The organism is Paractinoplanes polyasparticus, assembly GCF_019710575.1.
Lineage (GTDB): Bacteria > Actinomycetota > Actinomycetes > Mycobacteriales > Micromonosporaceae > Actinoplanes > Actinoplanes polyasparticus.
The window spans coordinates 68153-94774 of record NZ_JAHWFK010000049.1; the positions used below are offsets into that span (position 1 = coordinate 68153).

The window sequence follows — 26622 nt, forward strand, 5'->3', positions numbered from 1 at the left end:
TCAGCGTTTCCAGAAGGACTTTCGGTCGGGGGAGGACGGGGGCGAGCCGGGGGTTTCGGTGGACGAGGACGCGGTGTCGGTGGTGCCCGCGAAGGAGGTCAGGACTTTGAGCGCTGTTGCCCACCGCTCGGTCGCGGGGGCGTCGGAGCGGAGACTGGTCACCAGCTCTTGCAGGGGGGTGTAGGCGGGGTCGGTCTGGGCGCCGATCAGGACGTGCAGGCGGCTGGCCAGGTCGTCGAGGAGTTCGCGCTGTTGCCACTCGGGCTGGGCGGTGGCGTCGCGCAGGCGCTGGGCCTCGGTTGCGGCCAGGGCGCGCACGTCGTCGAGGGACAGCGCGTTGGCGGCCATGGCTTTGCCTGTGCGGAAGGCGGGGGTCGCCGCGATGCCGGGGCGGCGGGAACGGGGGGTGCCGACGCGGTTGACGTAGCCGGACGCGGGGGCGGGAGCACCGGCGAAGCCGCCGGCGGCGAGGCTTTCGTCGGCCGAGGCCGGTGCGAAGCTGGGCGGGCCGCTCGGCAGCGGGGGCGGGGCCGGAGACGCCGCTGCGGCCAGGCGCATCATCGCTGGCGCGACGGCGCCGGGCGCCTCCCAGCCGTCGGGGAGTTCGACGGGCTGGGTCACGCGGCGGGTCTCGCCGCCCTCGGTGACGACTCGGCTGTCGACCGCGACGTAGGCGGTGAAGCGGCACAGGACGCCGTAGCGCAGGGACGTCGCCACGATGCGATCCTCGAGGCTGCGATCGCCGGCGGCGTACGCGTCTTCGAGGTCGCGGAGGCGCGCCCGCGCCCACTGGGCCGGGACGGCGGGTTCGCTGCGCTGCTGGACGGTCACCGACGTGCGGAACTCGCGGTCGTCGCGGGTGCGGCCGGTGACGACGAGTTCGCCCGCGGGCCGGCCGGTGTAGCGGCCGCTCACCACCAGCGGGACGCCGGGGTAGAGGCCGGGCAGGCGGGCGGGCGACCGGTCGTCGTCGACGAGGCGCACGCCGGACGCCGTGATCCGGAGGCCGGTGACGACCGGCGCGCCGATGCGGCGGTGGATGTGTTCCATCGCCTCGTCGAGACGGTCCTCGCTCTCGACCAACTCGGCCCGGCCGGCGCCCAGGGCGGCGAGCCGCCCCAGGAAGCCCGCGTTGACCGCTCGGTCGATGCCGATCGTGTGGATGCGGGTCGTGCCGATCAGCGGGGTGACGTCGTGGACGATCTGATCCTCGTTGCCGACCTGGCCGTCGGTGACGAGCACCAGCACCCGGTCGCGGCCCTCGCTCGCGCGCAGCAGCCCCAGCCCTTCGGAGAGCGGAGCGAGCAGTTCGGTGCCGCCGCGGGCGGTGGCCCGGGCCAGGTGTTCGACGGCGCGGAAACGGTGCCGGTCGGTGGCCTCGGCCAGGCCGGGCGGCACGTCGTCGGGACGGTCGACCTGGTGGTCGAAGGTGAGCACGGCGAAACGGTCGGCGGCGGTCAGCGTGTCGACGACGCGGGCCGCGGCCCGGCGGGCGGCCACCATTTTCCAGCCGCCCATGCTGCCCGAGCGGTCGAGCAGCAGGACGACGTCTTTCGGGCGCGGGGCGGCGGACTCGGCCGGCGGCAGCACGACCAGTTGGTAGACGCCCTCGGGCTGCTCGGCGGACTCGTCGGGCACGGCGATCGCGGTCTGGCCGCCGCCGGCGTAGGGCAGCCGGAGCACGAAGTCGCGGTTGGCCCGCTCGTCGGCGCTGATCGTCAGCACGCCGTCGCGGTCGATGACGGTGTGGAGGCTGGAGCGCACCTCGCCCAGCTCGAGCCCGGCCGGGTCGATCTCGACGGCGATGCTGAGCCGCAGCGGGTTGGGGAAGCCGGGCAGCAGCACCGGCGGCGTGATGCGCGAGGCGTCGGGCACGGCGTCGGTGTCGGGAGCCCAGCCGTCGCCCACCGCCGGGCCGCTCAGGGGCGTGCCCGGGATGTAGCGCGGGGCCACGACCAGTGGGAACCGGAAGGTGGCCTCGCCGTCCTCGAAGGGCAGCGGGCCGACCAGGCTGAGCTCGATGGTCACGCGCTCGCCGGGCAGGATGTTGCCGGCCCGCATCGTGAAGACGTCGGGCCGCTCCTCCTCGGCGATGGAGGCGCGCTGACCGGCCTTGATCGCCTGGTCGTACGCCTCGCGGGCCTGACCGCGTTCCTGCAGCTCGGCGGTGATCGTGCGCTCGTCGGCCGTCATGGTCATGCCCGTGACAGCGGCGCGGTCGGGCAGCGGGAAGACGTACGTGGCCTCGAGCGCGATGTCGTGCACGTTGACGAAATCGGTCTGCAGAACCGTGTGCGCGACCAGACCGCTGATGCGGGCCCGCACGTCGAGGCGGTCGAGCGGCAGCGCCCCGCGGTCGGTGCGCAGCATGCCGAAGCCGGAGTCGGGCAGGATCTTGATGCGGCTGATCTCCCCGGGATCCATCGAGGTGACGGAGAGGGTCATGACGGACTCCCATCGATCGAGCCTTCGGCGACGAGCAGGCCTCGGGCGGCGAGTAGGTCGAGCAGGGGTGCGGCGGCCTCGGCGACGGCGTCGCGGTCGGCCTCGGTGAGGGCGCGGGGAACGAGCAGCAGGACGCCACCGCCGAGCGGGAGGCCGGTGAACGGTTGCGCCGCGGGCGTGGTCGGCGGTGGGGCCGGCGGCGCGGTGGGGACCGGTGGGGAGGCCCAGAAGCGCGGGCGGGGGGAGTGGTCGGGCGGAGCCTCGTCGTCGACCATGACCAGCAGGCCGGGTGGGACGTGCGCGATGTCGGTGAGCGCGGACGGGGACAGGCCGACGAGCTCGGCCTGGATCTGGGCGAGGGTGAGCCCTTCGGCCTGGCGGCGTTTGATGGCGACGAGCTGTTCCAGATGGCGGGGACCGTAGAGCGCGGAGCGGCCGCGCATGCCGAGTGGCCGGTCGACCAGGCCGATCGTCGAATACCACCGGATGGCGCGGCGATCGGGCAGATCGCGGACGCGTCCGTTCGGTGCGCCGGGGTATTCGGCCTCGAGAGCCTCGCGCACCCGTTCCACCAACTCGTCGAGCGTCCACATGCCGACCACTGTGACACTGTCACGGTGACACTGTCAATGAGCTAGGGTGGCGCAACGATGCGACTGATCAGCCTTTCCCACGTCAACGACCCGGCGACGACCGCGGTCTATCCCGGCGACCCGCCGTTCGAGCTCGAGACGGTCGCCACGATCGACCAGGACGGTTTCTACCTGCGCCTCATCCGGCAGGGCGAGCACACCGGCACCCACTGGGGCGCGCCCGGCCACTTCAACGCCGGCGAGCCGCTGGCCGACGAGCTCGACCTGGAAGACCTGCATCTGGGGGTGGTGAAGATCGACGTACGGGAGCAGTGCGCCCGTGATCCCGACTATGCCGTCACGATCGCCGACCTGGAACGGTGGGAACAGGCGCACGGCCGCATCCCCGACGAGTCCATGGTCGTCATCTGGACAGGCTGGGACGCCCGGTGGGGCACGGCCGCGTTCGCCAACGCCGGCGCCGACGGCACGCTGCACCATCCCGGCTTCGGCATCGAGACGGCCCGCTGGCTAGTCGACACCGGCCGTATCGGCCGGCGCGGCGGCACCGGCACCGACGCCTTCAGCCCCGACGTCGGCGCCGACGCCACGTACGCGGTCTCGCGCCTGATCTACCGGCGCCATCGCATCAGCCTCGAAGTGCTGGCCAACCTCGAGGCGCTGCCCGCGGCGGGCGCCCGGATCCTGTGCGGCGGCCAGATCAACCGGGCCGGCTCCGGCTCCCCCGCCTTGATCTACGGCTTACTGCCCCGAGCCCCTGCGGAGGCCTGAGCGCCTGCGTAACCCGCAGCGCCTGCGGCAGGAGGCGATCCGCCGGGCTGGAGCGCGCCGTTGGCGATCAGCCGGTAGGGGGCGGAGCGGGTCTCCGTCTCGGACGGAGCGTCGTGCGAGACCACGGCGACGACCTGGGGATAGGAGGTGAGCCGGGTGACATCGTCCAGGGTCACCACTTCGGCGTGACGGTCACGCAGGCCGACCAGCCGGACGTGCCAGTTGTGCACCGGCGTCGGCACGATCGCGGTCGGCGACGTCCAGCCGGTCAGCGTGGCGCCGTCGCTCAGGGCGCGACCGGCCAGGGTCATGGCGCCGATCCGCCAGCCACCCTTCGAGACCGCCCCGTCGGTGACATACCGCAGTCCCAGCAGCACGTCCTTCCCGGCGTACGGCGTGAGGTTGTACTTGACCGTCACGACGCCCCCGCTGGCGCCGGTCAGGCCGGGCCCGAGCGGCCCGGGCGTCGTCCTGTCCCCGGTCACCGAGTGGAAGGTCCGGCCCCCGTTGGTCGAGATGGTCACGTAGCCGAAGTCGTTGCGCTCCTCGGTCGCGTACGACGTCTCCAGCGTCAGCTCCGGCCGGCCGGCCGGAATGGTGACGGGGCGGACGGCGTACGAGTCGAGGTTGTTGCGATTGCCGGAATAGAGGGTCTTCCCGGCGATCGTCCAGCCCAATGGCAGCGGGTCGAGATGCGTCGCTCCCGCGAACGACACCGACGTGAGCGGTGTCGGCAGCGGCACGTAGTCCGCGCCGTTCGGCGCCGCGCCCGGGGCGTCGAAGGCCGACTTGTTGTCCAGGTTGATCGACGACCGCAGCCCGGCCGCCGACACGGAAGCGAGCGGCGCGCCCGCAACCGTCCCGCCCGGTTCGCCCACCACCCCGTCGACCAGCGTCATCAGCTGGTAGTCGTGCAGCACGTCATAGAGCGCCACCCCGGCCGGCAGGGCCGCCTGCACCGCTGCCAGGCCTTGCCGCAGCTTGTCCCGGTGCAGCATCGACACGACGTCCGTCCCGAACCGGTCGCGCAGATAGAGCACGAACTGGAACGCGTTGCCGTAGTCGGCCAGCACCTCGCTGGGCGTGCCCTCGTCCCACAGGTTCAGCGAGTTCTGCGGCCCTCCGCAGTCCCGCGGGTTGGCGTTGTACCGGGTCTTCACCGGCCCGTGGCCCTGGAAGCACATCAGGTGTGTGTCGTTGCCGCGCTGGTCCACGCCGGCGCGGGCGTCCGTGTAGCCGGTCAACGCCGAGGCGAAATCGGCCAGCCCCTCGTCGAGCCAGGTGCTCTCGGCCGGGTCGGCGTAGTACCCGAGCAGGTGCTGCCATTCGTGCGCGAAGGTCGCCTCGTACATGCGGGGCCGCGCGGGCCGGCTGGTGCACAGGTCGTCGGTGGGGTCGTCGGCCGGTTGCGCTCCGAGCCGGTGCTTCCAGTCGTAGGCGTCGATCGTCAGCACGTTGCGGTCGAGAAGCTCGTTGACTGTCTCCGAGAAGAAGCCCGCGATGTAGGTGACCGCCTCCGGGAAGGTGTAGTAGTTCGCGTCGCGGATGTTGTCGACCAGCGTCACCGTCCTGCCGCCGTCCCCGGTGAAGTCGCCCTCGGTCGTCGCCCGCGTGCCGTCGCGGTCGGGCGGCGTGCTGAAGACGGCCGTCTCCTTCGGATGAATCGTCGTGTCGAACTCGGCGACCAGCGCCGCGATGTTGGCCTCGGTGACCTCGATCGAGTTCTTGCGGCAGTCGGTGGCCGGGAACGCGAGGTCCTGCGCCACCCACACCTCGACGTGCCGGCCGACCGCCTTCAGCGTGTAGTTCTTGCGATAGAGCTTGCCCGTCGTGTCGTCGAGCCCGAGCCACTCGCGCACCGTTCCCACCGGCGGCGTCGGCCCGGCCGCCGACCGGCCCTTCGGCCGCGGCGGGCGGGGCTCGTCCAGCGTGAGATGGGTGCGGGTGAGTTCCCGTACGTCGGAGGGTGTCGCAGCCTCCTGCGCCTGCGCCGGAAGCGGGAATCCGACCACCAGCACGCACGCCAGAACGGCTGCAAATCTCATGTAACGGGACGCTACTACCCAAAAGCCGCAGGCATGCCGCTATTCGAAGAGCGAGTGGTCGCGCCCGCCCTCGGCACGACGCCGGGCCCGTCGCCGCAGCTGCACCACGACCATGTCGACCACGGCGACCGCGGCCCAGGCCAGCAGCAACCAGCCGGGCACCGTCCAGCCGGCCCGGAAGAGCAGGACGGCCAGGACGGTGCAGACGACGAACCCGAAAGCGGCCAGGACCAGCCGCAGATTGAGCGGACTGTACGGCTCTTCGACCGTGCCACGCCGGCCGGGAGGCTGGGCACCGATGGGCATGTTCCCGACGGTACCCCCGCATCCCTCAGCCTAGGAAACCTCGCGCCGCAGCACCCGCCAGACGCCGATCACGAGCGGCACCAGCACCCAGACGGCGGCCGAGACGCCGACCCGGGCCCACTCGCCGCCGGTCATGCCCGGCTCGCTCATCGCCGTCGTGGTGGTGTTGATGTCGAGCCATTCGGCCGCCGTGCCCAGCGCCTTGATCGTCGAGCCCAGGATGGTCCACACCATCGGCAGCGCGAAGAACCCCACGATGGCCAGCGGCGAGTTCAGCAGCAGCGCGCCGAAGCCGAGGCCCATCAGGACGAAGATGATCTGCACGGCCAGACCCTGCCAGATCAGCGAGCCGGCGATGTCCCAGCTGCCGTCGGCGCCCAGCGCCGCGCCGAGCAGGTTCGCGGCCGCGGCGAGCGCCAGCGTCGCGACAGTCGAGGCGACCGCGATGATCACCCCGGCGGCCAGCTTGGCCACGATCACCCGTTCCCGGGCCGGGACGAGCGTGAAGGTGGTGAGCGCGGTGCGCTGCGACCATTCGGCGGTCATCGACAGAATGCCCAGCACGGGCAGCAGGACCGCCGAGGGCAGCAGGCCGAAGCCGAAGAAGCCCTCGAAGGTCTGCTCGGCGTCGGGCGACCAGCCCAGCATGATCGCCGACGTGCCGACTGTGGCCAGGCCGATCACGATCAGCAGCCAGAGCCCGGCCCGGGTGTCGGCCAGCTTGCGCAGCTCGACCACGGTCAGCCGGCTCAGCGGCACCGTGCGGCTGCCCTCCGCCCGTACGGACGGGGTGTGGGTGTTCTCGAGAACGGCGGTCATCGGACTGCCTCCTTGACGGAATCGCCGGCGGTCAGGGTGAGGAACATCTGCTCGAGACCGCCGGAACCAGCCGGTCGCAGCTCGAGCAGGACGAGCCCGGCGTCGGCGGCAGCCCGCCCGATCACCTCGGAACCGGCCGGCACCACGACGCCCCCGTCGGTCGTCTTCGTGCCGGTCAGGCCCGCGCGCTCGAGCACCATGGCGAGCGCGGCCGGATCGGCCGCCCGCACCAGCGTCCCCGTCTGGGCCAGCAGTTCCGCCTTGCTGCCCTGGGCGACGACCTTCCCGGCGCCGATCACGACCAGCTGGTCGGCCACCGCCTCGACCTCGCGCAGCAGATGGGACGAGAGCAGCACGGTGCCGCCGCGGTCGGCGAAGTCGCGCAGCAGGCCGCGCATCCAGTAGATGCCCTCCGGGTCGAGCCCGTTGGCCGGCTCGTCCAGGATCAGCACGGCCGGGTCGCCCAGCAGGGCCAGGGCCAGTCCCAGCCGTTGCCGCATGCCGAGCGAGTACGCCTTGACGCGGCGCTTGCCCGCCGTCGCGTTCAGCCCCACCCGGTCGAGGGCCCGGGGCACCTCACGGCGGTCGATGCCCATGGTGAGGGCGGCCAGCGCGAGAACTTCCCGGCCCGTACGCCCGGAGTGCTGGGCCGACGCGTCGAGCAGCACGCCGACGTGGCGGCCGGGGTTGCCGAGCCGGCGGTAGGGAGTTCCGCCGACCGTCGCCGAGCCGGTGGTGGGCGGAGTGAGCCCGCAGATCATCCGCATCGTGGTGGACTTGCCGGCGCCGTTCGGGCCCAGGAATCCGGTCACCGTGCCGGGCTCGCAGGTGAAGGACACGTCGTCGACCGCGGGGTGGGCGCCGTACCTTTTCGTGAGTCGTTCGACCGTGATCATGCTTCTCAGCGTGCCGGGAGCGACCGTTGGGGCGCGTCGGCCGGAGGTCGGCGGCCCGGAACCTTGGTAGGGCCCGACCACCGACTTTGGTAGGTATCCGGCCTCGCCGACCGGCCGTAGAGTCGGCGTCGTGGGGAAGCTCAGGCCCGAATACCGCTGGTTGTTGCCGTCCGCGCTCGAGACGCGGGCACACACCCGGCGCTCGACACGCGACTGGGTGATCGACGCACTCTGTTTCGTGATCGGCTACGGCTTCTGCGTGCTCGCCACCTGGGACCTGCTGAGCGACGACGTCACCGTCGTGCCCGAGTGGCACTACACGCCCACGTGGCTGGTCTGGGTCGACTTCGCCGTCGGCACCGTCATCGGCGTCGGACTGTGGTGGCGCCGCGGGCGGCTGTTGATTCCGCTCGCCGTGTTCTGCGCTGTCGCCTCAGTGTTCACCGTCGCCGGCGGGCCCGCCTCCCTGATCGTGCTGTTCACCGTCGCCGTCCACCGCCGGTTCGGCGTGCTCGCCGCCTTCGCGGTGGCCGGGCTGGTGAGCAACGCGATCTTTCCGCTCCTGCGCCCCGAGGACGGGCGCCCCTACGGGCAGACGGTGGGCTGGGGAGCGGCTTTCATCATCATCGTGTGCCTGTGGGGCATGGTTATCCGGTCGCGGCGGCAGCTGGTGGTGTCGCTGCGCGACCGGGCCGAGCGCGCCGAGTCCGAGCAGCAGCTGCGGGTCGCGCAGGCCCGCTCGGTCGAGCGCACCCGCATCGCGCGCGAGATGCACGACGTGCTCGCCCACCGCATCTCGCTGCTGAGCCTGCACGCGGGCGCGCTCGAGATCAAGCCGGACGCCACGCCCGACGAGGTCGCGAAGGCCGCCGGCGTCATCCGGGCCAGCGCCCACCAGGCCCTGCAAGACCTGCGCGAGGTGATCGGGGTGCTGCGCGCCGACCGGTCCGACGGCGCTCCCGAGCCGCCGCAGCCCACCCTGGGCGCGCTGCCCGCGCTGGCCGAGGAATCGCGCTCGGCCGGCGTCAAGGTCAACCTCGACGTGCGCATCGAGCCCGCCGCCGTTCCCGACGGCACCGGTCGCGCGGCCTACCGCATCGTGCAAGAGGGGCTCACCAACGCCCGCAAGCACGCGCCGGGCACCTCGGTGCGGGTCGCCGTCGCCGGTTCGCCGGCCGACGGTCTGGCCATCGACATCCGCAACCCGTGGCCGATCGGCGGCCCGTCCGGGGCGATCCCCGGCACCGGCACCGGGTTGGTCGGGCTCACCGAACGGGCGCTGCTGGCCGGCGGCCGGCTCAGCCACGGCCGCACCCCGCAGAACGAGTTCGTGCTGTCGGCCTGGCTGCCGTGGCCGCCGGACAAGAAGACGGCCGAGCGTGCGGGGGCAGCCGCGTGAGCGAGCCGGTGCGGGTGCTCCTGGTCGACGACGACGCGCTGGTGCGGGCCGGGCTCAGCATGATCCTGTCGGCGGCGCCCGACGTGGCCGTCGTCGGCGAGGCGGCCGACGGGGCCGAGGTGCCCGGCGCGGTGTCCCAGCATCAGCCCGACATCGTGCTGATGGACATCCGCATGCCGCGCGTCGACGGGCTCGCCGCCACCGAGACGCTCCGCAGGCGGCCCGGCGCGCCCGAGGTGATCGTGCTGACCACCTTCGACGCCGACGAATACGTCCTGCGGGCGTTGCGGGCCGGGGCCAGCGGCTTCCTGCTCAAGGACACGCCGCCGGCCGACATCCTGCGGGCCGTCCGCCGGGTCGCGGCGGGCGAGGCGATGCTGTCGCCCACGGTGACCCGCCAGCTCATCGCGCACGTGGCCGCCCCGGCTCCGCCGTCCCGCAGCCGGGCGGCCGAGCGGCTCGACCAGCTCAGCGAGCGCGAACGCGATGTGGCGCTCGCGCTCGCCCAAGGCTGCTCCAACGCCGAGATCGCCACGAAGCTGCACATGTCGATCGCCACCGTGAAGGCACACGTCTCCCGGCTGCTGATCAAGCTCGAACTGAACAACCGTGTCCAGGTCGCCATCCTGGTGCACGACGCCGGTCGGGCCTGACGCGCCGGGCAGAGCGCCGGCCGCCCTTATCGCGCGGGTGACAGGGGCCAGAGCGGTTCCCCGGCCAGGCGTTCCGACTCGCGCAGCACCCGCAGAATGTTGCCGCCGGCCAGCTTGCCCAGCTCCTCGTCCGACCATCCGCGGCCGGAGAGCTCCGTCATCAGCAGCGGGTAACCCGACACGTCGCCCATTCCCTCGGGCAGGTCGGTCGTGCCGTCGTAGTCGCCGCCCAGTCCGACGTGATCGATACCGGCCACGTCGCGGGCGTGCTCCACATGGTCGGCGACGTGGGCCACCGTCACCGGTGGGCGCGGGTTGGCCGCGAGCCACGACGCGAATTCGGGTTCCACCACGCGGTCCGGGCCGGGCCATGCGGGCAGCGCCGACAGATCCTCGCCCGGGCGCGGCGCACGGGGCCAGTCGGCGGGGCGCGGCGGCGGGCCGAGGCGCTGCCACTGTTCGTCCGCGGCGGCCCACCAGGCCCGGTAGTCGGCCGACAGGAACGGCGCGACGAAGGTCAGCTGGATCACGCCGCCGTTGTCGCGCAGCCGCACGAGCACGTCGTCCGGAACATTGCGCGGGTGGTCGTGCAGGGCGCGTACGCCGGAGTGACTGAAGATGACGGGAGCGAACGCCGTGTCGAGCGCGGCGTGCATCGTCACCGGCGCCACGTGGGACAGGTCGACCAGCACGCCGATGCGCTGCATCTCGCGGACGACCGCACGACCTTCGTCGTTGAGACCGCCGACCTGCGGCTCGCGCGCGGCGGAGTCGGCCCACGACAGGTTCTCGTTGTGGGTCAGCGTGACGTAGCGGACGCCCAGCCGGGCGAAGGCCCGCAGCACGCCGAGCGACGTGGCCAGGCTGTGCCCGCCCTCGATCCCGATCAGCGAGGCGATCTTTCCGGCCGCGACGGCCCGCTCGACGTCGTCGGCGCTGCAGGCGATGGCGAAGTCGTCCGGGTAGGCGGCGACCATCCGGTAGACCGCGTCGACCTGCTCCATGGTCGCCACGACCGCCTCGGGCTCGCTCAGATCACCCGGCACGTAGACCGACCAGAACTGCCCGCCGACCCCGCCCGCCCGTAGCCGCGGGATGTCCGTCTGCAGCTCGGGGCGCGGCTCGTCGAGCCCGTCCACGCGGTATCCGTAGCGCCCACGCAGCTGCATGGGCAGGTCGTTGTGCCCGTCGATGATCAGTTCCATGCTGCCTGGCTACCCCGTGACAGCGCCCAAAAGCAAGACTTGAGGAAAACGGCCCGCGCAACCTGACCGCACCGGATCGGGCACTGTACGCGCACCGGACGACCCGCAATCTCTTCTCATGCCCGGCCGACAACGGCCGGACAGAGCGGGGGAGTGGGATAGTGCGTCGTTCCAAGCTGAAGAAGTATTCGGTTCTGACCGCGGTGCTGGCGGGTGCCGCCGGCGTCACGGCAGCAAGCCCGGCTGACGCCGCGGCGGCGACCCTGAAGATCTCAGCGGGCGACGACGCGTACGTCTCGAGCGCCCGCGCCGGTGTCGTCTTCGGCGCCGAGACCAAGCTGGTCGCCGGCGTCTCCGGCAAGGAGACCAAGACCTCGTTCCTCAAGTTCGCCGTCCCGGCCGGCACCAAGGTCGCCGGCGCGCGCCTCAAGCTGACCACGCAGGCCTCGACGGCCAGCACGGTCGCCGTGCGCCAGGTGGCCGGCACGACCTGGACGGAGGGCAAGCTGACCGCGGCCAACGCTCCGGCCCTCGGCTCGGTGCTGATGTCGGCCGTGCCCGGCGCGACCCTCAGCGTCGACCTCGGCCAGGTCGTCAAGGGCCCCGGCACGTACGCGTTCGCCCTGTCCTCGACCGGCGCCGCCGTCCGCTTCCACTCGGCCGAGGCCACCACCGGCGCCCCGGTTCTCGAAGTCACCACGCAGGGCGATGTGTCGCCGCCCGTGCCCTCGGCGCCGGTGAACAACGGCAATTGTGTGACCGATGCGAAGCTCGTGCCGTCCTGCGGCGTGCTCTGGGGCGCGGCGGCCGGTGGTTTCACGGACACCCCGCGTGACCAGGCGCTGCGCGACTGGGAGAAGCTCAGCGGCCGCACCTCGACGATCTTCCACACGTACCACAAGGGCGACGAGATCTTCCCCACCAAGTCCGAGATCGCGATGACCGCCGAGGCGGCCAACCCGCGCGTGCTGCTGACCAACTGGAAGATCGCGTACGGCTCGACCTGGGCCAAGGTCGCCCAGGGCCAGCAGAACAAGCGCATCGACGCGTTCGCCGCGCGTGCCAAGGCGTACGGCAAGAAGTTCTTCCTCGTCCTCAACCACGAGCCCGAGAACGACGTCGTGGCCAAGGCCGGCTCCGGCTTCGAGGCGAAGGACTTCGCCGCCATGTACCGTCACACGATCCTGCGCCTGAAGGCTCAGGGCGTCACGAACGTCGTCAACGTCATGGCCTACATGGGCAACGAGAAGTGGATGGCGCAGAGCTGGTGGAAGGACCTCTACCCGGGCGATGACGTCGTCGACTGGATGGGCCTCGACTCCTACGTGAGCGCCGAGCCCGGCTACTACCACTACGGCAAGTTCAACGACCTGCTCGACCGCGCGCCGACCGGCGGCGGCACCAACTTCTACGACTGGGCCGTCACCAAGCACGCCGCCAAGCCGATCATGGTGGCCGAGTGGGGCGCCTACCACCGCGTCGGCAAGATCGCCGACAAGGCCCCGGTCTTCAACAGCGTCCGGCCCGAGCTGGCCAAGCGCAGCGCCATCAAGGCGATCGTCTACTTCGACACCAAGCGGGACGACGAGGGCGACCGCGACATCAGCATCAACAGCACCGCCACGGCGCTGGCTGCCTTCAAGAAGCTGGCGGCCGACCCGATCTTCAAGGTGAAGCTGGGCTGACCGGAGTTACCAGCGTTTCCCAGGACGGCCAGCGTGCTTCCTGACAGGTGCTGATCCTCCGCGTTGGGCTTCCGGCCCGGGTGAATTTCCCTATCGTTGACGCGAGCGCCGGCTACGGCGCCGACGACTTCGACGGGAGGTCCACCATGGCCAAGAAGTCCAAGAAGGACAAGAAAAAGGACAAGAAGAACAAGAAGAAGAAGTGATCCCACTTCTTCCGCGCTGCGGCGGCTCTCCCTCGGGGGGCCGCCGCAGTCATTTTCTCAACTGATGACCGCGGATCCCGATTCTGCAGTCATGCCTGTCGGGGAGAGGAACTGATGACGTCCGGCGCCACGCTGCCCGTAGTCATTCTGGTCACCGCTGTCGTGCTGGGCCTGACGGCGCCGCCGGCCGTGATCGCCGTGCTGACCGTCCTCGTGACAACCGTGCTCGCTCTGGCCTGTGTCGTCGTGTCTCGGCGCCGCTCGGGCGGCGTACGGCTGGCCTGGATCACCCTGGGCGCCGGCATCCTGGCCACTCTGTTGGGCCCGGGGCGGCTGGTGTTCGTGGGTCTGGCGGCGCTGTGCCTGTTCGCCATCCCGTCGCCGAAGGGCACCACCCGGCTGACCCGGGTGCGCGCCGCGATCGACGGGCTGCTCATCGGCTGCTCGTTGTTCGTGACCTCGTACAACGTCGTGATGCAACCGGCGTTGGCGGCCGGCCGGGCCGACGCCGTCGTGCGCCCGGTGGCCGACGTTCTGCTGGCCACTGTCGCGCTCGCCGCCCTGTCGCGGTGGAGCGCGCACTACCCGGGCTCGCGGGCGCTCGCGCCGGTCTGCTTCGGTCTGCTGACGATGGCCGTGGCCGACAGCGCGGCCATGGCCGGGGTCGGGCCCTCCCTGGCCGGCGCCGGCTGGTGCGCCGGGCTCACGCTGATCCTGCTCGCCACCGTGCGCGCGGTGCGCAATCCGCTCGCCACCTACACGCCGGACGACCAGCCGCGGGCGGGCCGATGGTCGGTGGGCGTCGTCCTTCCGCACGCCGTGGTGGTCCTGACCCTCGTCGTGGGTGGGCTCTGGATGACCCAGGGCGGGCACGCCACGCCCGTCGGTACCTGGTGCCGCTTCGCCTGCGTCCTGCTGATCGTGCTGCGCGGCGTGCTGCTGTCCCGCGACAACAAGCAGCTCGCTCGCAAGCTTGAGGGCAGGGTCATCAGCCGCACGGCCGAACTGGCGAGCCGGGAGCAACACTTCCGGGCGCTCGTCGAGCAGAGCTCCGAGTCGCTGGCCATCCTCGAGGCCGACTCGACCGTCCGCTACCAGAGCTCGTCGGTCGAACGGATCTTCGGGTTCCCGGTGTCGGCACTCGTCGGCCACCGCCTCGTCGACGTCGTCGGGCGCAAGGCGGCGCCGCAGATCCAGGCGGCCATCGACGACGTGATCGGCCGGCCCGGCGGCATGACGGCCATCGAGGTGCGGCTGCCGCACGAGGACGGCACCCACCGCCTGTCCGAAATGATCATCACCAACAAGCTCGACGACCCGTACATCCGCGGTCTCGTCTTCAACACCAGGGACATCAGCGAGGCCCGGCAGCTGCAGGACCAGCTCCGCCACGACGCCTACCACGACGCGCTCACCGGGCTCGAGAACCGTGCGCTGTTCCGCGAGCGGCTCGCCACGGCGGTCGGCGGGCAGCCGAGCCCCGAGCACGTGTCGGTGCTGTTCCTCGACCTCGACGGCTTCAAGGAGGTCAACGACAGCCTCGGGCACGCGGCCGGCGACCAGCTGCTGGTGCAGGTCGCGGCCCGGCTGCTGCACGCGGTGCCGGCGCCGCACACGGTGGCCCGCCTGGGCGGCGACGAGTTCGCCGTGATCGTCGTGTCGCCCGACGCGCGTGCCGACGCCGAGGCGCTCGCCACCCGGATCCTCGAACACCTCGACGAGCCGTTCTCCGTCGACGGCCGCGAACTGCACGTGGGCGCCGGCATCGGCATCGCCTCGGCCGCCGACGCCGGCGACATCGAACAGCTCCAACGCAACGCGGACCTGGCCATGTATCGGGCCAAGGACGCCGGCGGCGGCGTGTACGCGGCCTACCACCCGAACATGCACGACGCGCTCGTGCAGCGGCTGTCGCTCGCCGACGACCTGCGCCTGGCACTCGAACGCGACGAGCTGGTGCTGCACTACCAGCCCACGGTCGACCTGGCCGACGGCACGATCGTCGGCTTCGAGGCCCTGGTCCGCTGGAACCACCCGGAGCGCGGCACGGTGCCGCCGCTCGACTTCATCGGCCTGGCCGAGTCGACCGGCCTGATCGTGCCGCTGGGGCGCTGGGTGCTGGCCGAGGCGTGCCGCCAGGCGGTGGCCTGGGGCCGCCCGCTCAAGATGGCGGTCAACGTCTCGGTGCGCCAGTTCGAGGCGGGAGACCTGGCCGCCACGGTGGCCGAGGTGCTCGCCGAGACGGGCATGCCGGCCGACCAGCTGTGCCTCGAGATGACCGAGAGTGTGCTGCTCACCGACACCGACGAGAACCTGGCGCGCATCGTCAGCCTGAAGGCTCTGGGCGTGCTGCTGGCGATGGACGACTTCGGTACGGGATATTCGTCGCTGGCCTACCTGCGCCGGTTCCCGATGGATGTCCTGAAGATCGACCGGTCGTTCGTGGACCACCTGGGCAGCGGCGACGCCGAGGACGAGACGCTGGTGCGCACGATCGTCCGTCTCGGGCAACGGTTCGGCATGCGCACAGTGGCCGAGGGCATCGAGAACGCGGCCCAGGTCGCCGCCCTGCGCGAGATGAACTGCGACTTCGGCCAGGGCTACTTCCTGTCCCGCCCGGTCCCGGCGGTCGAGGCCACCCGTCTGCTGGAGTCCGGGCTTCCGGCTCTTTCCACTGCCGCGACCCGATAGCGGTACAGGCATGTACCGCCCCGGCGACGGCCGGGGTTACCGTCGGCGCATGACGCCACGACCAAGCCCGGACCCCGGGATCGGCGGCCGGATCCGGGCGCGCCGGCTGACGCGGGGCTGGAGCGTGCGCTTCGCGGTGAGCCGGGCCGGGCTGTCGCACGCCACCTGGAGCCGGATCGAACGGGGGCTCCAGGCGGCCGACAACCGGTTCACGCTGGCCGGCATCGCCGAGGCCCTCGAGTGCTCGCCGGCCGACCTGGCGGAGGCGCCCGTGCCCACGGCCGACCGTGCGGCCCTGGCCGCGGTGGCGGGGGCGGCGGCCGTACGCCGGGCTCTGATCGACATCGATCTCAGTGAGCCCGCCGAGGGCTGCGCGCCCCCGCTGGACGACCTGGCCCGCAGCGTGGATCTGGCCGAGTCGCTGTTGCAGGCGTGCGACTACGTCGGGGTGACCCGGCTTCTGCCCGGTCTGCTGCGCGAGCTGCACGTCGAGACGGCCGGTCCGGGTGCTCAGCGGGCGCTGCGGCTGCTGTGCGCGGCGACCTCGACAGCGTCCTCGGTGTTGCGCATTCTCGGCCTGCCGGCGGACGCGTGGCTGGCCGGAGAGCGATGCCGGGAGGCGGCGGACAGCTGCGGGGACCCCGTCCTTCAGGGGTACGCGGCGTACGCGCGGGCCAACGCGGCAACGGAGGCCGGTTCCTTCCAGCGCGGGCTGACGCTGGCCGAACGCGCGGCCGGCGAGTTGCAGCGGCACCTGGCCCGGCCCGGCGCAGCCGAGGTGCTGGGCTGCCTGCACCTGGTGTGCGCGCTGGCCAGCCAGTGCGGCGGCCGGCTGGACGAGAGCCGCGCCTGGTCGGCCGAGGCGGCCGCGCTGGCCCGGCGAACGGGCGAGACCAGCTCGAAGGGGCTGTACTTCGGGCCGACCAACGTCGACTTCTGGCGGATCAGCATCGAGGTCGAGGACGGCGACCCGGGGTACGCGGTGGAGATCGCGCGGCGGACCACGCCGGGCGCCCTGCCGATCGGTTTCCGCCAGGTGTATTACTACGCGGATACAGCCCGGGCGCTGGCGAGCCTGCGGAACCGCGACCGGGAGGCGATCCGCCTGTTGCTGGCCGCGGAGCGCATCGCGCCCCAGCACGTGCACCGGTCCACCGACGTGTGGGGGACGGTGCAGACGCTGCTCGACCGCTCGCGCCGCCAGTCGGGGGGCACCGAGTTGCGCGGGCTCAGCGCCCGCATGCAGGCCGTCTGACCGCTTCCCGTGTCGTCTTGCCGCGCCTTGTCGTTCGGCGGGACGCTCTCGACCCGGGCTCTTTGAGGTCAATCGCTCATCGGCGGCCAAGCACAAGCAGCATCCGACGACGCAACTCGCTCAGCGAATGGCCAAAGCGCCAACAAATGAGCGGGTCTATGACGGTCAACGTTCAGCGGGCGCGCTGAGCGTCAACAGACGAGCGGGGTTTACGGGCGGTCAACGTTCAGGGGGCGCGCTGAGCGTCAGCAAACAAGCGGGGTCTCCGACGGGTCAACGCTCAGCGGGCGCGTAAAGCTCAGTGAGCGAGCGGGGTCTACGCGGTCAAACGTTCAGCCGCTGCCCACAGCTCCTCCTCGCGGGCCTCGTCGTAGGACGCGGCGGAGGAGGGCGTGACGGTGGCCCGGTCGATGTAGCTGCCGCTCGGCGCCGGCAGGGGGCCGGTGGCGGCCGCGGCCAGTTGGTCGCCCGCGCGCTCGGCGGTGTTGACGCCCGGCAGCAGCGGGAACACCCGGCGGAACAGCACATTGCCGATCCGGTCGGCCCGCACGAGCCCGGTGCCGGGGGTGAAAGCCGGGTTCCAGGTGTACGCGTTGAATCCGCGCCGGGCCAGCGCATGCACCAGGTAGAGCACGCCGAGCTTGCTGTCCGCGTATGCGCCGCGGCCACTGCGGCCCGGGTTGGGCCGCGCGAGTTGGTCGGGGTTCGTCCACTTCGGCGCCGGGATCAGCCCGAGGTTGTGCCGGAGGTCGCCGAAGTGGGCGTCGCTGCCGGTCAGTACGACGCGGGCGTGGCCGGCCAGCGGCACGAGGCGCAGCAGCAGGTGGTGGGCGAGCACGTTGACCGCGAACGTCGTCTCGTAGCCGTCGGCGGTCGGCGTCGTCGCGTTCGTCATCTGGATGCCGGCGTTGCCGACGTAGCCGTCGACCGGCTCGCTGATCTGCGCGGCCGCCTTGCGGAGGCTGTCGAGCGAGGTGAGGTCGGCCCGCAGCACGGTGGTGCGGGGCAGGGCGGGTTGTTCGCCGCGGGCCAGCACGATCAGCCGGAGCGTGGGGTCGATGTCGAGCATGCGCCGGGCGGCGTGCAGGCCGATGCCGCGGCTGGCGCCGCTCATGAGGATCGTCGGCATGATGACTCCCTGGTATTCGGTACTCGGTACTAACTGGTACTCAGTACCGTAACGTACTGAGTACCGTTCCGCTAGAGTGAGCGGCATGACCCTGCGTGAACGCAAGCAGCAGCAGGCCCGCGAGCAGATCATCGAGGCGGCGTTCGCGCTGTTCGCCGAGCGCGGCTTCGCTCAGGTGTCCGTCACCGACATCGCCGCGCGGGCGCAGGTCGGCCGCACGACGTTCTTCCGCTACTTCGGCGACAAGCAGGAGGTGCTGTTCGCCGACGAGCAGCGCCTGATCGACGAGTTCACCGCCGCGTCCACCGCGTCCGTGCCCGCCCCGCGCGACCTGGCCGGGGCACTGCTGCAGCTGTGGGGCCTGACGTTCGAGATGCGGGAGGTCGTTCTCGGCGATCACGCCAGTTTTCCCGTACGCCAGAGATTGATCGCCGCCGTGCCCGAGCTGCAGGATCGGTCCGGCCGCAAGATGCAGCGCATCGCCGAGGCGCTCGAACAGGTGCTCCGGGCCCGTGGCGCCGACCCCGAGCTGGCCCTGCTGGCCTCGCAGGTCGGGATCGCGTGTTTCCGTGTGGCGCTGCAGACGGCGGGGGAGGATCCCCAGAAGGTGATGCCCGCCATGGAACGCGTCGTCCGCCTGGTGATCTCCACTGCGTCGCCGTCGCCCTGACACGTTTCGTGCCAGGATTAGGCCGAGAGTCCGGGTTCGAGGAAGAGACTAGGACAATGAGCGATCACGTTTCCGACAGCACCGAATGGCAGACGCTGCAGGGCCACGCCGAGAAGTTCGCGGGTGTGCACCTGCGCGACCTCTTCGGCAGCGATCCGACCCGCGGCGAGCGCCTCACCGCGCAGCTGGCCGATCTGACGGTCGACTACAGCAAGAACCTGGTGACCGACGAGGTGCTGAGCGCGCTGCTGGCGCTGGCCGAGCGGGCCAAGCTGCGGGAGCGAACGGCTGCCATGTTCGCCGGCGAGCACATCAACGTCACCGAGGACCGTGCCGTCCTGCACACCGCGCTGCGCCTGCCCCGCGACGCCCAGCTCGTGGTCGACGGGCAGGACGTCGTGGCCGAGGTGCACGAGGTTCTCGACCGCATGGGCGCCTTCAGCGACAAGGTTCGCTCCGGCGAGTGGGTCGGCCACACCGGGCAGCGCATCAAGACGGTGGTCAACATCGGGATCGGCGGCTCGGATCTGGGCCCCGTCATGGCGTACGAGGCGCTGAAGGCCTTCAAGACGCCCGAGATCGAGTGCCGCTTCATCTCGAACATCGACCCCACCGACCTGTACGAGAAGACGCACGACCTCGACCCGGCGTCCACGCTGTTCGTCGTGGTCTCCAAGACCTTCGGCACGCAAGAGACGCTGACCAACGCGACCGAGGCCCGCAACTGGCTGCTCGCGGGCCTGGGCGGTGACCAGGCGGCGGTCGCCAAGCACTTCGTGGCGGTCAGCACCAACGCCCAGCGGGTGGCTGACTTCGGCATCGACACCGCGAACATGTTCGGCTTCTGGGACTGGGTGGGTGGCCGCTACTCGCTGCCCTCCGCGGTCGGCCTGTCCGTCATGATCGCGATCGGCAAGGAGCAGTTCGCCGACATGCTCGCCGGCTACCACACCGTCGACGAGCACTTCCGCACGCAGCCGCTCGAATCGAACGTGCCGGCGTTGCTCGGCCTGCTCAATGTCTGGTACGACACGTTCCTCGGCGCGCAGTCGCACGCGATCCTGCCGTACTCGCAATACCTGCACCGCTTCGCGGCGTACCTGCAGCAGCTGACCATGGAGAGCAACGGCAAGTCGGTGCGCCTCGACGGCTCGCCGGCCACGTTCCAGACCGGCGAGGTCTTCTGGGGCGAGCCCGGCACCAACGGCCAGCACGCGTTCTACCAGCTGATCCACCAGGGCACCAAGATGATCCCGGCCGACTTCATCGGGTTCAGCAAGCCCAACCACGACATCGGCGAGATGCACGACCTGTTCATGTCGAACTTCTTCGCCCAGACCGGTGCGCTCGCTTTCGGCCGTACGCTCGAGCAGGTGCTCGCCGAGGGCACGGCGCCCGAGATCGCGCCGCACCGGGTGATGCAGGGCAACCACCCGACCACGACGATCATCGCGGAGTCGCTGACCCCGGCCGTGCTCGGCCAGCTCATCGCCCTCTACGAGCACATCACCTTCACCCAGGGCACGATCTGGCAGATCAACTCGTTCGACCAGTGGGGTGTCGAGCTCGGCAAGGTGATGGCCAACCAGCTGGCGCCCAAGCTGACCTCGTCGTCCGCGCCGGCCACCGACGACGACTCGTCGACCAACAACCTGATCAAGCTGTACCGGTCGCAGCGCGGCCGCTGATTCTGTCGTACCCGGGCCCTAGGGTCGTCGTATGGATGCCACGACGGCCCTGGGCCTGCGAATGACCAGCCTGTTGCTGCGCGGCAACACTCCGGGCGGCACCACTCCGGGCGGCAAGGCCCCGGGCGACGTCGCCGGCATCGTCGCGTGGTTCGGCGCGATGCAGGCGCAAGATGTGAACAGCGCCCTCTGGTCGCTGGGGTGCCGTCTGCCCGGTGTGACCCTGGCCCAGGTCAACGAGGCGCTCGAAGACCGATCCGTCCTGCGCACCTGGCCGATGCGCGGCACCGTCCACTTCGTCCCGGCAGCCGACGCCCACTGGATGCTCGACCTCATGGGCGTCCGCGCGCTGGCCGGCGCGGCCAAACGCCGTGACACGCTGGGCCTCGACGAGTCGACGGTCGACCGCGCGGTCGAGGTTCTGGGCGCGGCGCTCAAGGGCGGCGGCCGGCTCACCCGCTCCGAGTGCATGACGGCGATGGCCGACGGCGGCGTCGAGGTCACCGGCCAGCGCGGCTACCACCTTCTCTGGTACGCGTCGCAGCGCGGCGTCACTGCCATCGCGCCCCACGTCGGCAAGGAGCAGACGTTCGTGCTGCTCGACGAATGGGTCCCCGCGCCCCACTGCCCCTCGCGGGAAGAGGCGCTGGGCATCATCGCGCTGCGCTACTTCCGCAGCCACGGCCCGGCGACCCGCAAGGATTTCGTGGGCTGGACGGGCCTGACGGCGACCGACTGCCGCACGGGCATCGCGGTCGCCGGCGACGCCCTGCAGCCGGTCGAGGTGGACGGCGTCGAGATGTTCATGGCAGCCGACGCTCCCGATCGGGGGCCGGGGGAGTGGCTGGCGCTGCCGGGCTTCGACGAATACATGCTCGGCTACAAAGACCGGTCGCTCATGACGGACGACGTCGACGCGATCGTTCCCGGCGGCAACGGCGTCTTCCGCTCGACGCTGGTGCAGGGCGGCCGCGTGCGCGCCACCTGGACCCGGACGCTGACCCGCAAGGGCGTCACCGTGACCGTCGAGCCATTGACATCCTTCACCAAGCGAGATCATTCCGGCGCCGCCGACGCGTTGGCGTTCTATGCCGCCTACCTGGAGTTGGCGCTGACTGTTAAGAACCCTTGATATTCATACAGATGAACTCCATGATGTGCGTAACCGAGGTCACACACGCATCGAGGGAGTCGCCATGGGTGTTCGTCGTCGATTGTTGGCGCTGGCCGCAGCGCTGGGAGTGGCCGCCGGCGGGTTCGCCGTCGCCGTGACCGGCGGGAGCGTCGCCTCCGCCGCGGTGGCCTGCTCGGGCACGGTCTGGAGCGAGGGCCCGACCTACGCCGCGGGCCAGCAGGTCACCTACAGCGCCCGCCTCTACCAGGCGCTCGTCACCCACACCGCCTGGGCCGGGACGGGCTGGAACCCGGCCGCCACGCCGACCCTGTGGCGCGACCTCGGCGCCTGCACGGGCGGCCCCACCACCCCGCCGCCGACCACCACGCCCCCGCCCACGACCACCCCGCCGCCCACGACGCCCCCGCCCACCACCCCGCCGCCCACCACGACTCCGCCGCCTGTCGGTTGCGCCGTCCGCGGCAAGCCCGCCGGCAAGGTGCTGCAGGGCTACTGGGAGAACTGGGACGGCGCGTCCAACGGCGTGCACCCGGGAATGGGCTGGATCCCGATCAACGACAGCCGGATCACCCAGCACGGCTACAACGTCCTGATGGCGGCGTTCCCGGTGATCCGCTCCGACGGCACGGTGCTGTGGGAGAACGGCATGGACTCCGGTGTGAAGGTGCCGACCGCCGCCGAGATCTGCGCGGCCAAGGCCCAGGGCGCCACGGTCCTGATGTCGATTGGCGGCGCCACCGCGGGCGTCGACCTGAGCTCGGCCGCCGTCGCCGACCGGTTCGTGTCGACGATCGTGCCGATCCTGCGCCAGTACAACTTCGACGGCATCGACATCGACATCGAGACCGGCCTGACCGGCAGCGGCAACATCAACCAGCTGTCGACCTCGCAGGCCAACCTGATCCGCATCATCGACGGGGTGCTCGCCGCCATGCCGTCCAACTTCGGCCTGACCATGGCCCCCGAGACCGCGTACGTCACCGGCGGCAGCGTCACGTACGGCTCGATCTGGGGCTCGTACCTGCCGATCATCAAGAAGTACCTCGACAACGGCCGCCTGTGGTGGCTCAACATGCAGTACTACAACGGCTCGATGTACGGCTGCAGCGGCGACAGCTACGGCGCCGGCACCGTCCAGGGCTTCACCGTCCAGACCCAGTGCCTCAACAACGGCCTGACCATCCAGGGCGTCACCATCCGCATCCCCTACGACAAGCAGGTCCCCGGCCTGCCGGCCCAGCCCGGCGCGGGTGGTGGCTACATGACCCCGGCCCTGGTCACCCAGGCCGTCAACAGCGTCCCCGCCATCAAGGGCCTGATGACGTGGTCGATCAACTGGGACGGCTCCAAGGGCTGGACCTTCGGCGACAACGTGAAGCGCCTCCAGGGCCGCTGACCATCGAGCCCGGGCCGGTGCGACGTCACCGGCCCGGGCTGTTGTCCCGCAGCATCCGCCGCGCCGCCTCCACGGCCTTCTCGGGTTCCGCGGCCGCTGCCCACAGATCCTCGAAGCGTTGCCGGCGCTTCGCTGCCAGTTGCGGGTTGGACACCAGCGCCACGTTGCTGATCGACGGAGTCACGTCGGTGCTCAGCACGCGGGCGGTCTGCAGCTCGTACGTCACCTTCTGGTCGAAGATGATGAAGTCCTCGAGCCCGGTCTGGAACAGGAACGGTGTGTCGTCGTGGCGCAGGACCCGGACCTCGATCCGGATCTTCAGGTGCGGTTCGAGCAGCCGATGGAGTTTCACGGGGTCGTCCGCGTCGCCGGCCAGCAGGAACAGCCGGCGGATCCGCACCTTGCGCGCGATGGCCTGCCGCTGCCGGTCCAGATAGCGAAGGCCCAGCTCGCTCGTCCAGAACTCCCCGTCGTCCACGAAGCCGGGCGCCTGGTCGAAGGAACTCATGCTCGTCGCGTCGATGCTGATCGTCGCGGCGTCGGTGAGGTCGAGCAGCCAGTCGGGGGTGCCGCCCTCGTGGTCCGCTCGCCCCGAGCGGAGCCCGTCGAGAAGGTTCGCCAGTCCCTCCAGCTGCCGGTGGGTGAACCGCAGCAGAAACTCCTCCTTCGGGTCCATCCGTCCGGCGGACTCGACGACGCGGACAATGCTGTCCCGGCCGAGCAGGCCCTCGACCCGGGCGAGGTGATTGGCGGCCTCGCTGATGCTCTCGACCTTCTCGGTCAGGCTCGGTGCGCCATCGGTCCCGTCGCCGCCGATCGCCCGCGCCAGCATGCGGGTCTGCTCCGCCGCGTCGAGCAGGAACTGGACCACCAGCACGACGCCGGCCACGAAGATGGACATCGTGAGCTGCCAGATCTCGGGTTGCTCGGTGGCGTGGGTGAGGAGGTAGGTGACCGCGCCGGCCACGATCGTGACCACAAGTTTGAGGCGAAGCTGCATGAGATCTCCCGGGCCCGGATGACCCACAATCACAGCAGGTAACTTTAGTCTCACGCAACGCATTGATACTTCGGTGTGACGACCGCCGCAGCGGACGTCCTTAAGTTTTGAAATACTTCTGCCGCAGTCGTGGTTGTGCAGGGCAGTCAACGGGATGCGTCAAGTCCCGGCGGAGAGGGAGCGGTCATGCAGTTCGGAATCTTCAGCGTCAGCGACATCACCACCGACCCGACCACCGGGCACACGCCGTCCGAGGCCGAGCGCATCAAGAACATCGTGACCATCGCCAAGCACGCGGAAGAGGTCGGCCTCGACGTCTTCGCGCTCGGTGAGCACCACAACGAGCCGTTCTTCTCGTCGTCGCCGACCACCACGCTGGCCTACATCGCCGCGCAGACCGAGAAGCTGCTGCTCAGCACGGCCACCACGCTGATCACTACCAACGACCCGGTGAAGATCGCCGAGGACTACGCCATGCTGCAGCATCTGTCCGACGGGCGCGTCGACCTGATGATGGGACGCGGCAACACCGGTCCGGTCTACCCCTGGTTCGGCAAGGACATCCGGGCCGGGATCCCGCTGGCCATCGAGAACTACTCGCTGCTGCACAAGCTGTGGCGCGAGCACGTCGTCGACTGGCAGGGCAAGTACCGTACGCCGCTGCAGTCCTTCACCTCGACGCCGCGCCCGCTCGACGAGGTGCCGCCGTTCGTCTGGCACGGCTCGATCCGCAGCCCCGAGATCGCCGAGCAGGCCGCCTTCTACGGTGACGGCTTTTTCGCCAACCACATCTTCTGGCCGGCCTCGCACACCCAGCGCATGATCGAGCTCTACCGGCAGCGGTTCGCCCACTACGGCCACGGCGATCCCGACCAGGCCATCGTCGGCCTCGGTGGCCAGGTGTTCATGCGTAAGAACAGCCAGGACGCGGTCAAGGAGTTCCGGCCCTACTTCGACAACGCCCCGGTCTACGGCCACGGCCCGTCGATGGAGGACTTCACCCGCGAGACGCCGCTCACCGTCGGCAGCCCGCAGCAGGTCATCGACCGTACGCTCGGCTTCCGCGACTACGTGGGCGACTACCAGCGCCAGCTGTTCCTGATGGACCACGCCGGCCTGCCGCTCAAGACGGTCCTCGAGCAGCTCGACATCCTCGGCGAAGAGGTCGTGCCGGTGCTGCGCAAGGAGTTCGCCGCCCTCAAGCCGGCCCACGTGCCGGACGCGCCCACCCACGCCTCCCTGCTCGCGAAGAAGCAGGCCAAGGAGGAGGTCTCCGCATGAAGCAGCGCACCCTGGTCGTCGTCTCGGCCGGCCTGAGCCAGCCGTCGTCGACCCGCCTGCTCGCCGACCAGCTCTCCGCGGCGGCGGTCACCGCCGCCGCCGAGCGCGGCATCGAGCTCCACGTCCGCACGATCGAGCTGCGCGACCTGGCCCACGACATCATGAACCACCTGCTCACCGGCTTCCCGCCGGTGGCGTTGAAGGAGGCCCTGGACGCGGTGGCCGGCGCCGACGGCCTGATCGCCGTGTCGCCGATCTTCACCGCGAGCTACAGCGGCCTGTTCAAGTCGTTCTTCGACGTCGTCGACAAGGACGCGCTGGCCGACAAGCCGGTGCTGATCGCCGCGACGGCCGGGACGGCCCGCCACTCGCTGGCGCTCGAGCACGCCCTGCGCCCGCTGTTCGGCTACCTGCGGGCGGTCGTCGTGCCCACCTCGGTCTTCGCGGCCAGCGACGACTGGGGCGCCGACTCGTCCGACGGCTTCCTGCAGACCCGCATCGTGCGCGGTGCGACCGAGCTCGCCACCGAGATCGACCGCCGCGAGCCGGCCACGGTGGCCGACCCCTTCGCGTTGACGGTCAGTTTCGAAGATCTGCTGAAGTAGGGCCTTTCCCGCCTTGGAAGGCTCCGGCGGGGTACAAAGAGTCGAACCGACGAAGGAGTCACCATGGGCGAGATCGTGCTGATCCGGCACGGGCAGACCGAGTGGAGCGCCAACGGCCGCCACACGTCGTACACCGATCTCGACCTGACCGAGGAGGGCGAGCGTCAGGCCCGGGCCGTGGCCGACCGGGTCAAGGACCGCAAGTTCGTCGCGGTCGTCTCCAGCCCTCGCCATCGCGCGCTGCGCACCGCCGAGCTGGCCGGCCTCAAGGTCACCGAGACGACCGAGGACCTCGTGGAGTGGAACTACGGCTCGTATGAGGGCATCACCTCGGCCGAGATCCACAAGACCGACCCGGACTGGTGGCTGTTCCGGGACGGCGCGCCCGGTGGCGAGTCGCCGGCCCAGATCGGCGAGCGCATCGACCGCGTACTCGAGAGGGTCCGGCCGTTGCTCGACCAGGGTGACGTGGCGCTGATCGGGCACGGTCACGCGCTGCGGGTGGTCGGCGCCCGCTGGGTCGGGCTGCCGGCTGAGTACGGTGGCCGGTTGAAGCTGGGCACGGCGACGCTGTCGATCCTGGGCTTCGACCACGGCCGAACCGCGATCGACGTCTGGAACTCCCCCTGTGGATAAGGCGTTTCGCCCTATTCGAACCGCGTAGCCTGAGCGCCCGGGATGCTCCTATGGATTTCAAGTGGCGGGTTTTGGGTGCTCTGAGGTGATGAGTTGGTAGATCTCGCGGGCGA

General features: G+C 70.8%; 23 protein-coding genes. 14 read left to right on the forward strand and 9 right to left on the reverse strand.

What is annotated here, in order from left to right; all coding sequences use genetic code 11:
• A complete protein-coding gene (locus tag KXC43_RS39430) occupies positions 1 to 2445 on the reverse strand; it encodes a VIT domain-containing protein (RefSeq protein WP_221381348.1) in 2445 nt (814 codons plus the stop codon).
• Entirely contained in the window at positions 2442 to 3038 is a 597-nt protein-coding gene (locus KXC43_RS39435; RefSeq protein WP_221381349.1) for a MerR family transcriptional regulator, read from the reverse strand. Before KXC43_RS39435 ends, KXC43_RS39430 begins: the two co-directional genes overlap by 4 nt.
• 57 nt (positions 3039 to 3095) lie before the next feature.
• Here KXC43_RS39435 and KXC43_RS39440 point away from each other — a divergent pair, with 57 nt between their 5' ends.
• On the forward strand, positions 3096 to 3809 hold the full coding sequence (locus KXC43_RS39440; protein WP_221381350.1) for a cyclase family protein: 714 nt from the start codon (positions 3096 to 3098) through the stop codon (positions 3807 to 3809).
• On the opposite strand, the gene KXC43_RS39445 is transcribed toward KXC43_RS39440, so the two are convergent.
• From KXC43_RS39445 to KXC43_RS39460, 4 genes are read right to left on the reverse strand one after another with little or no spacing between them, the layout of a single operon-like run.
• Entirely contained in the window at positions 3773 to 5854 is a 2082-nt protein-coding gene (locus KXC43_RS39445) for an immune inhibitor A domain-containing protein (RefSeq protein ID WP_221381351.1), read from the reverse strand. The two genes, KXC43_RS39440 and KXC43_RS39445, sit on opposite strands and share 37 nt — an antisense overlap.
• Before the next feature lie 39 nt (positions 5855 to 5893).
• A complete protein-coding gene (locus KXC43_RS39450; RefSeq protein ID WP_221381352.1) occupies positions 5894 to 6160 on the reverse strand; it encodes a hypothetical protein in 267 nt (88 codons plus the stop codon).
• Between the two features lie 30 nt (positions 6161 to 6190).
• Positions 6191 to 6979, reverse strand: coding sequence for an ABC transporter permease (locus KXC43_RS39455; RefSeq protein WP_255645609.1), 789 nt, complete (start codon positions 6977 to 6979; stop codon positions 6191 to 6193).
• Complete coding sequence (locus KXC43_RS39460; protein WP_221381353.1) at positions 6976 to 7875, reverse strand: ABC transporter ATP-binding protein; 900 nt, start codon at positions 7873 to 7875, stop codon at positions 6976 to 6978. The genes KXC43_RS39455 and KXC43_RS39460 overlap by 4 nt, the downstream gene beginning before the upstream one ends.
• 130 nt (positions 7876 to 8005) lie before the next feature.
• Between KXC43_RS39460 and KXC43_RS39465 the strand changes: the two genes are divergently transcribed.
• Together KXC43_RS39465 and KXC43_RS39470 are read left to right on the forward strand one after the other, a co-directional pair.
• Complete coding sequence (locus KXC43_RS39465; protein ID WP_221381354.1) at positions 8006 to 9274, forward strand: sensor histidine kinase; 1269 nt, start codon at positions 8006 to 8008, stop codon at positions 9272 to 9274.
• Entirely contained in the window at positions 9271 to 9927 is a 657-nt protein-coding gene (locus KXC43_RS39470) for a response regulator (RefSeq protein ID WP_221381355.1), read from the forward strand. Before KXC43_RS39465 ends, KXC43_RS39470 begins: the two co-directional genes overlap by 4 nt.
• A gap of 26 nt (positions 9928 to 9953) precedes the next feature.
• On the opposite strand, the gene KXC43_RS39475 is transcribed toward KXC43_RS39470, so the two are convergent.
• Positions 9954 to 11132, reverse strand: coding sequence for a dipeptidase (locus tag KXC43_RS39475; protein ID WP_221381356.1), 1179 nt, complete (start codon positions 11130 to 11132; stop codon positions 9954 to 9956).
• A gap of 161 nt (positions 11133 to 11293) precedes the next feature.
• On the opposite strand from KXC43_RS39475, the gene KXC43_RS39480 reads away from it, so the two are divergent.
• The 4 genes from KXC43_RS39480 (at position 11294) to KXC43_RS39490 (ending at position 16969) form a co-directional block, all read left to right on the forward strand.
• The gene (locus KXC43_RS39480; protein WP_221381357.1) at positions 11294 to 12817 is read left to right on the forward strand and encodes a CBM96 family carbohydrate-binding protein; all 1524 of its coding nucleotides are present in this window, start codon (positions 11294 to 11296) and stop codon (positions 12815 to 12817) included.
• A gap of 80 nt (positions 12818 to 12897) precedes the next feature.
• A complete protein-coding gene (locus tag KXC43_RS51745; RefSeq protein ID WP_255645610.1) occupies positions 12898 to 13023 on the forward strand; it encodes a hypothetical protein in 126 nt (41 codons plus the stop codon).
• A 114-nt stretch (positions 13024 to 13137) separates the two neighbouring features.
• Positions 13138 to 15714, forward strand: a complete 2577-nt coding sequence (locus KXC43_RS39485) for a putative bifunctional diguanylate cyclase/phosphodiesterase (RefSeq protein WP_221381358.1) — start codon at positions 13138 to 13140, stop codon at positions 15712 to 15714.
• Between the two features lie 49 nt (positions 15715 to 15763).
• On the forward strand, positions 15764 to 16969 hold the full coding sequence (locus KXC43_RS39490; RefSeq protein WP_221381359.1) for a helix-turn-helix domain-containing protein: 1206 nt from the start codon (positions 15764 to 15766) through the stop codon (positions 16967 to 16969).
• A gap of 316 nt (positions 16970 to 17285) precedes the next feature.
• Here the strand turns inward: KXC43_RS39490 and KXC43_RS39495 are convergent, their stop codons facing one another.
• Positions 17286 to 18098 carry an SDR family NAD(P)-dependent oxidoreductase gene (locus tag KXC43_RS39495; protein WP_221381360.1) on the reverse strand — a complete coding sequence of 271 codons (813 nt, stop codon included), beginning with the start codon at positions 18096 to 18098 and terminating at the stop codon, positions 17286 to 17288.
• A gap of 85 nt (positions 18099 to 18183) precedes the next feature.
• On the opposite strand from KXC43_RS39495, the gene KXC43_RS39500 reads away from it, so the two are divergent.
• The 4 genes from KXC43_RS39500 to KXC43_RS39515 all read left to right on the forward strand — a co-directional run bounded on the left by KXC43_RS39500 (position 18184) and on the right by KXC43_RS39515 (position 22987).
• A complete protein-coding gene (locus KXC43_RS39500) occupies positions 18184 to 18768 on the forward strand; it encodes a TetR/AcrR family transcriptional regulator (protein WP_221381361.1) in 585 nt (194 codons plus the stop codon).
• 56 nt (positions 18769 to 18824) lie between these two features.
• Entirely contained in the window at positions 18825 to 20456 is a 1632-nt protein-coding gene (gene pgi, locus KXC43_RS39505; RefSeq protein WP_221381362.1) for a glucose-6-phosphate isomerase, read from the forward strand.
• 31 nt (positions 20457 to 20487) lie between these two features.
• Positions 20488 to 21588 (forward strand): winged helix DNA-binding domain-containing protein, encoded by a 1101-nt coding sequence (locus KXC43_RS39510; RefSeq protein ID WP_221381363.1) that lies wholly within the window; start codon positions 20488 to 20490, stop codon positions 21586 to 21588.
• Between the two features lie 64 nt (positions 21589 to 21652).
• Positions 21653 to 22987 (forward strand): glycosyl hydrolase family 18 protein, encoded by a 1335-nt coding sequence (locus KXC43_RS39515; RefSeq protein WP_221381364.1) that lies wholly within the window; start codon positions 21653 to 21655, stop codon positions 22985 to 22987.
• A gap of 25 nt (positions 22988 to 23012) precedes the next feature.
• On the opposite strand, the gene KXC43_RS39520 is transcribed toward KXC43_RS39515, so the two are convergent.
• Positions 23013 to 23987 (reverse strand): hypothetical protein, encoded by a 975-nt coding sequence (locus tag KXC43_RS39520; protein WP_221381365.1) that lies wholly within the window; start codon positions 23985 to 23987, stop codon positions 23013 to 23015.
• A 186-nt stretch (positions 23988 to 24173) separates the two neighbouring features.
• On the opposite strand from KXC43_RS39520, the gene KXC43_RS39525 reads away from it, so the two are divergent.
• From KXC43_RS39525 to KXC43_RS39535, 3 genes are all read left to right on the forward strand, one after another.
• Positions 24174 to 25268, forward strand: a complete 1095-nt coding sequence (locus KXC43_RS39525) for an LLM class flavin-dependent oxidoreductase (protein ID WP_221381366.1) — start codon at positions 24174 to 24176, stop codon at positions 25266 to 25268.
• On the forward strand, positions 25265 to 25873 hold the full coding sequence (locus KXC43_RS39530) for an FMN reductase (RefSeq protein WP_221381367.1): 609 nt from the start codon (positions 25265 to 25267) through the stop codon (positions 25871 to 25873). The genes KXC43_RS39525 and KXC43_RS39530 overlap by 4 nt, the downstream gene beginning before the upstream one ends.
• Positions 25874 to 25936: 63 nt before the next feature.
• Positions 25937 to 26509: a histidine phosphatase family protein gene (locus KXC43_RS39535; protein WP_221381368.1), complete on the forward strand. Its 573-nt coding sequence runs from the start codon at positions 25937 to 25939 to the stop codon at positions 26507 to 26509.
• The last annotated feature ends 113 nt before the right edge of the window (positions 26510 to 26622 follow it).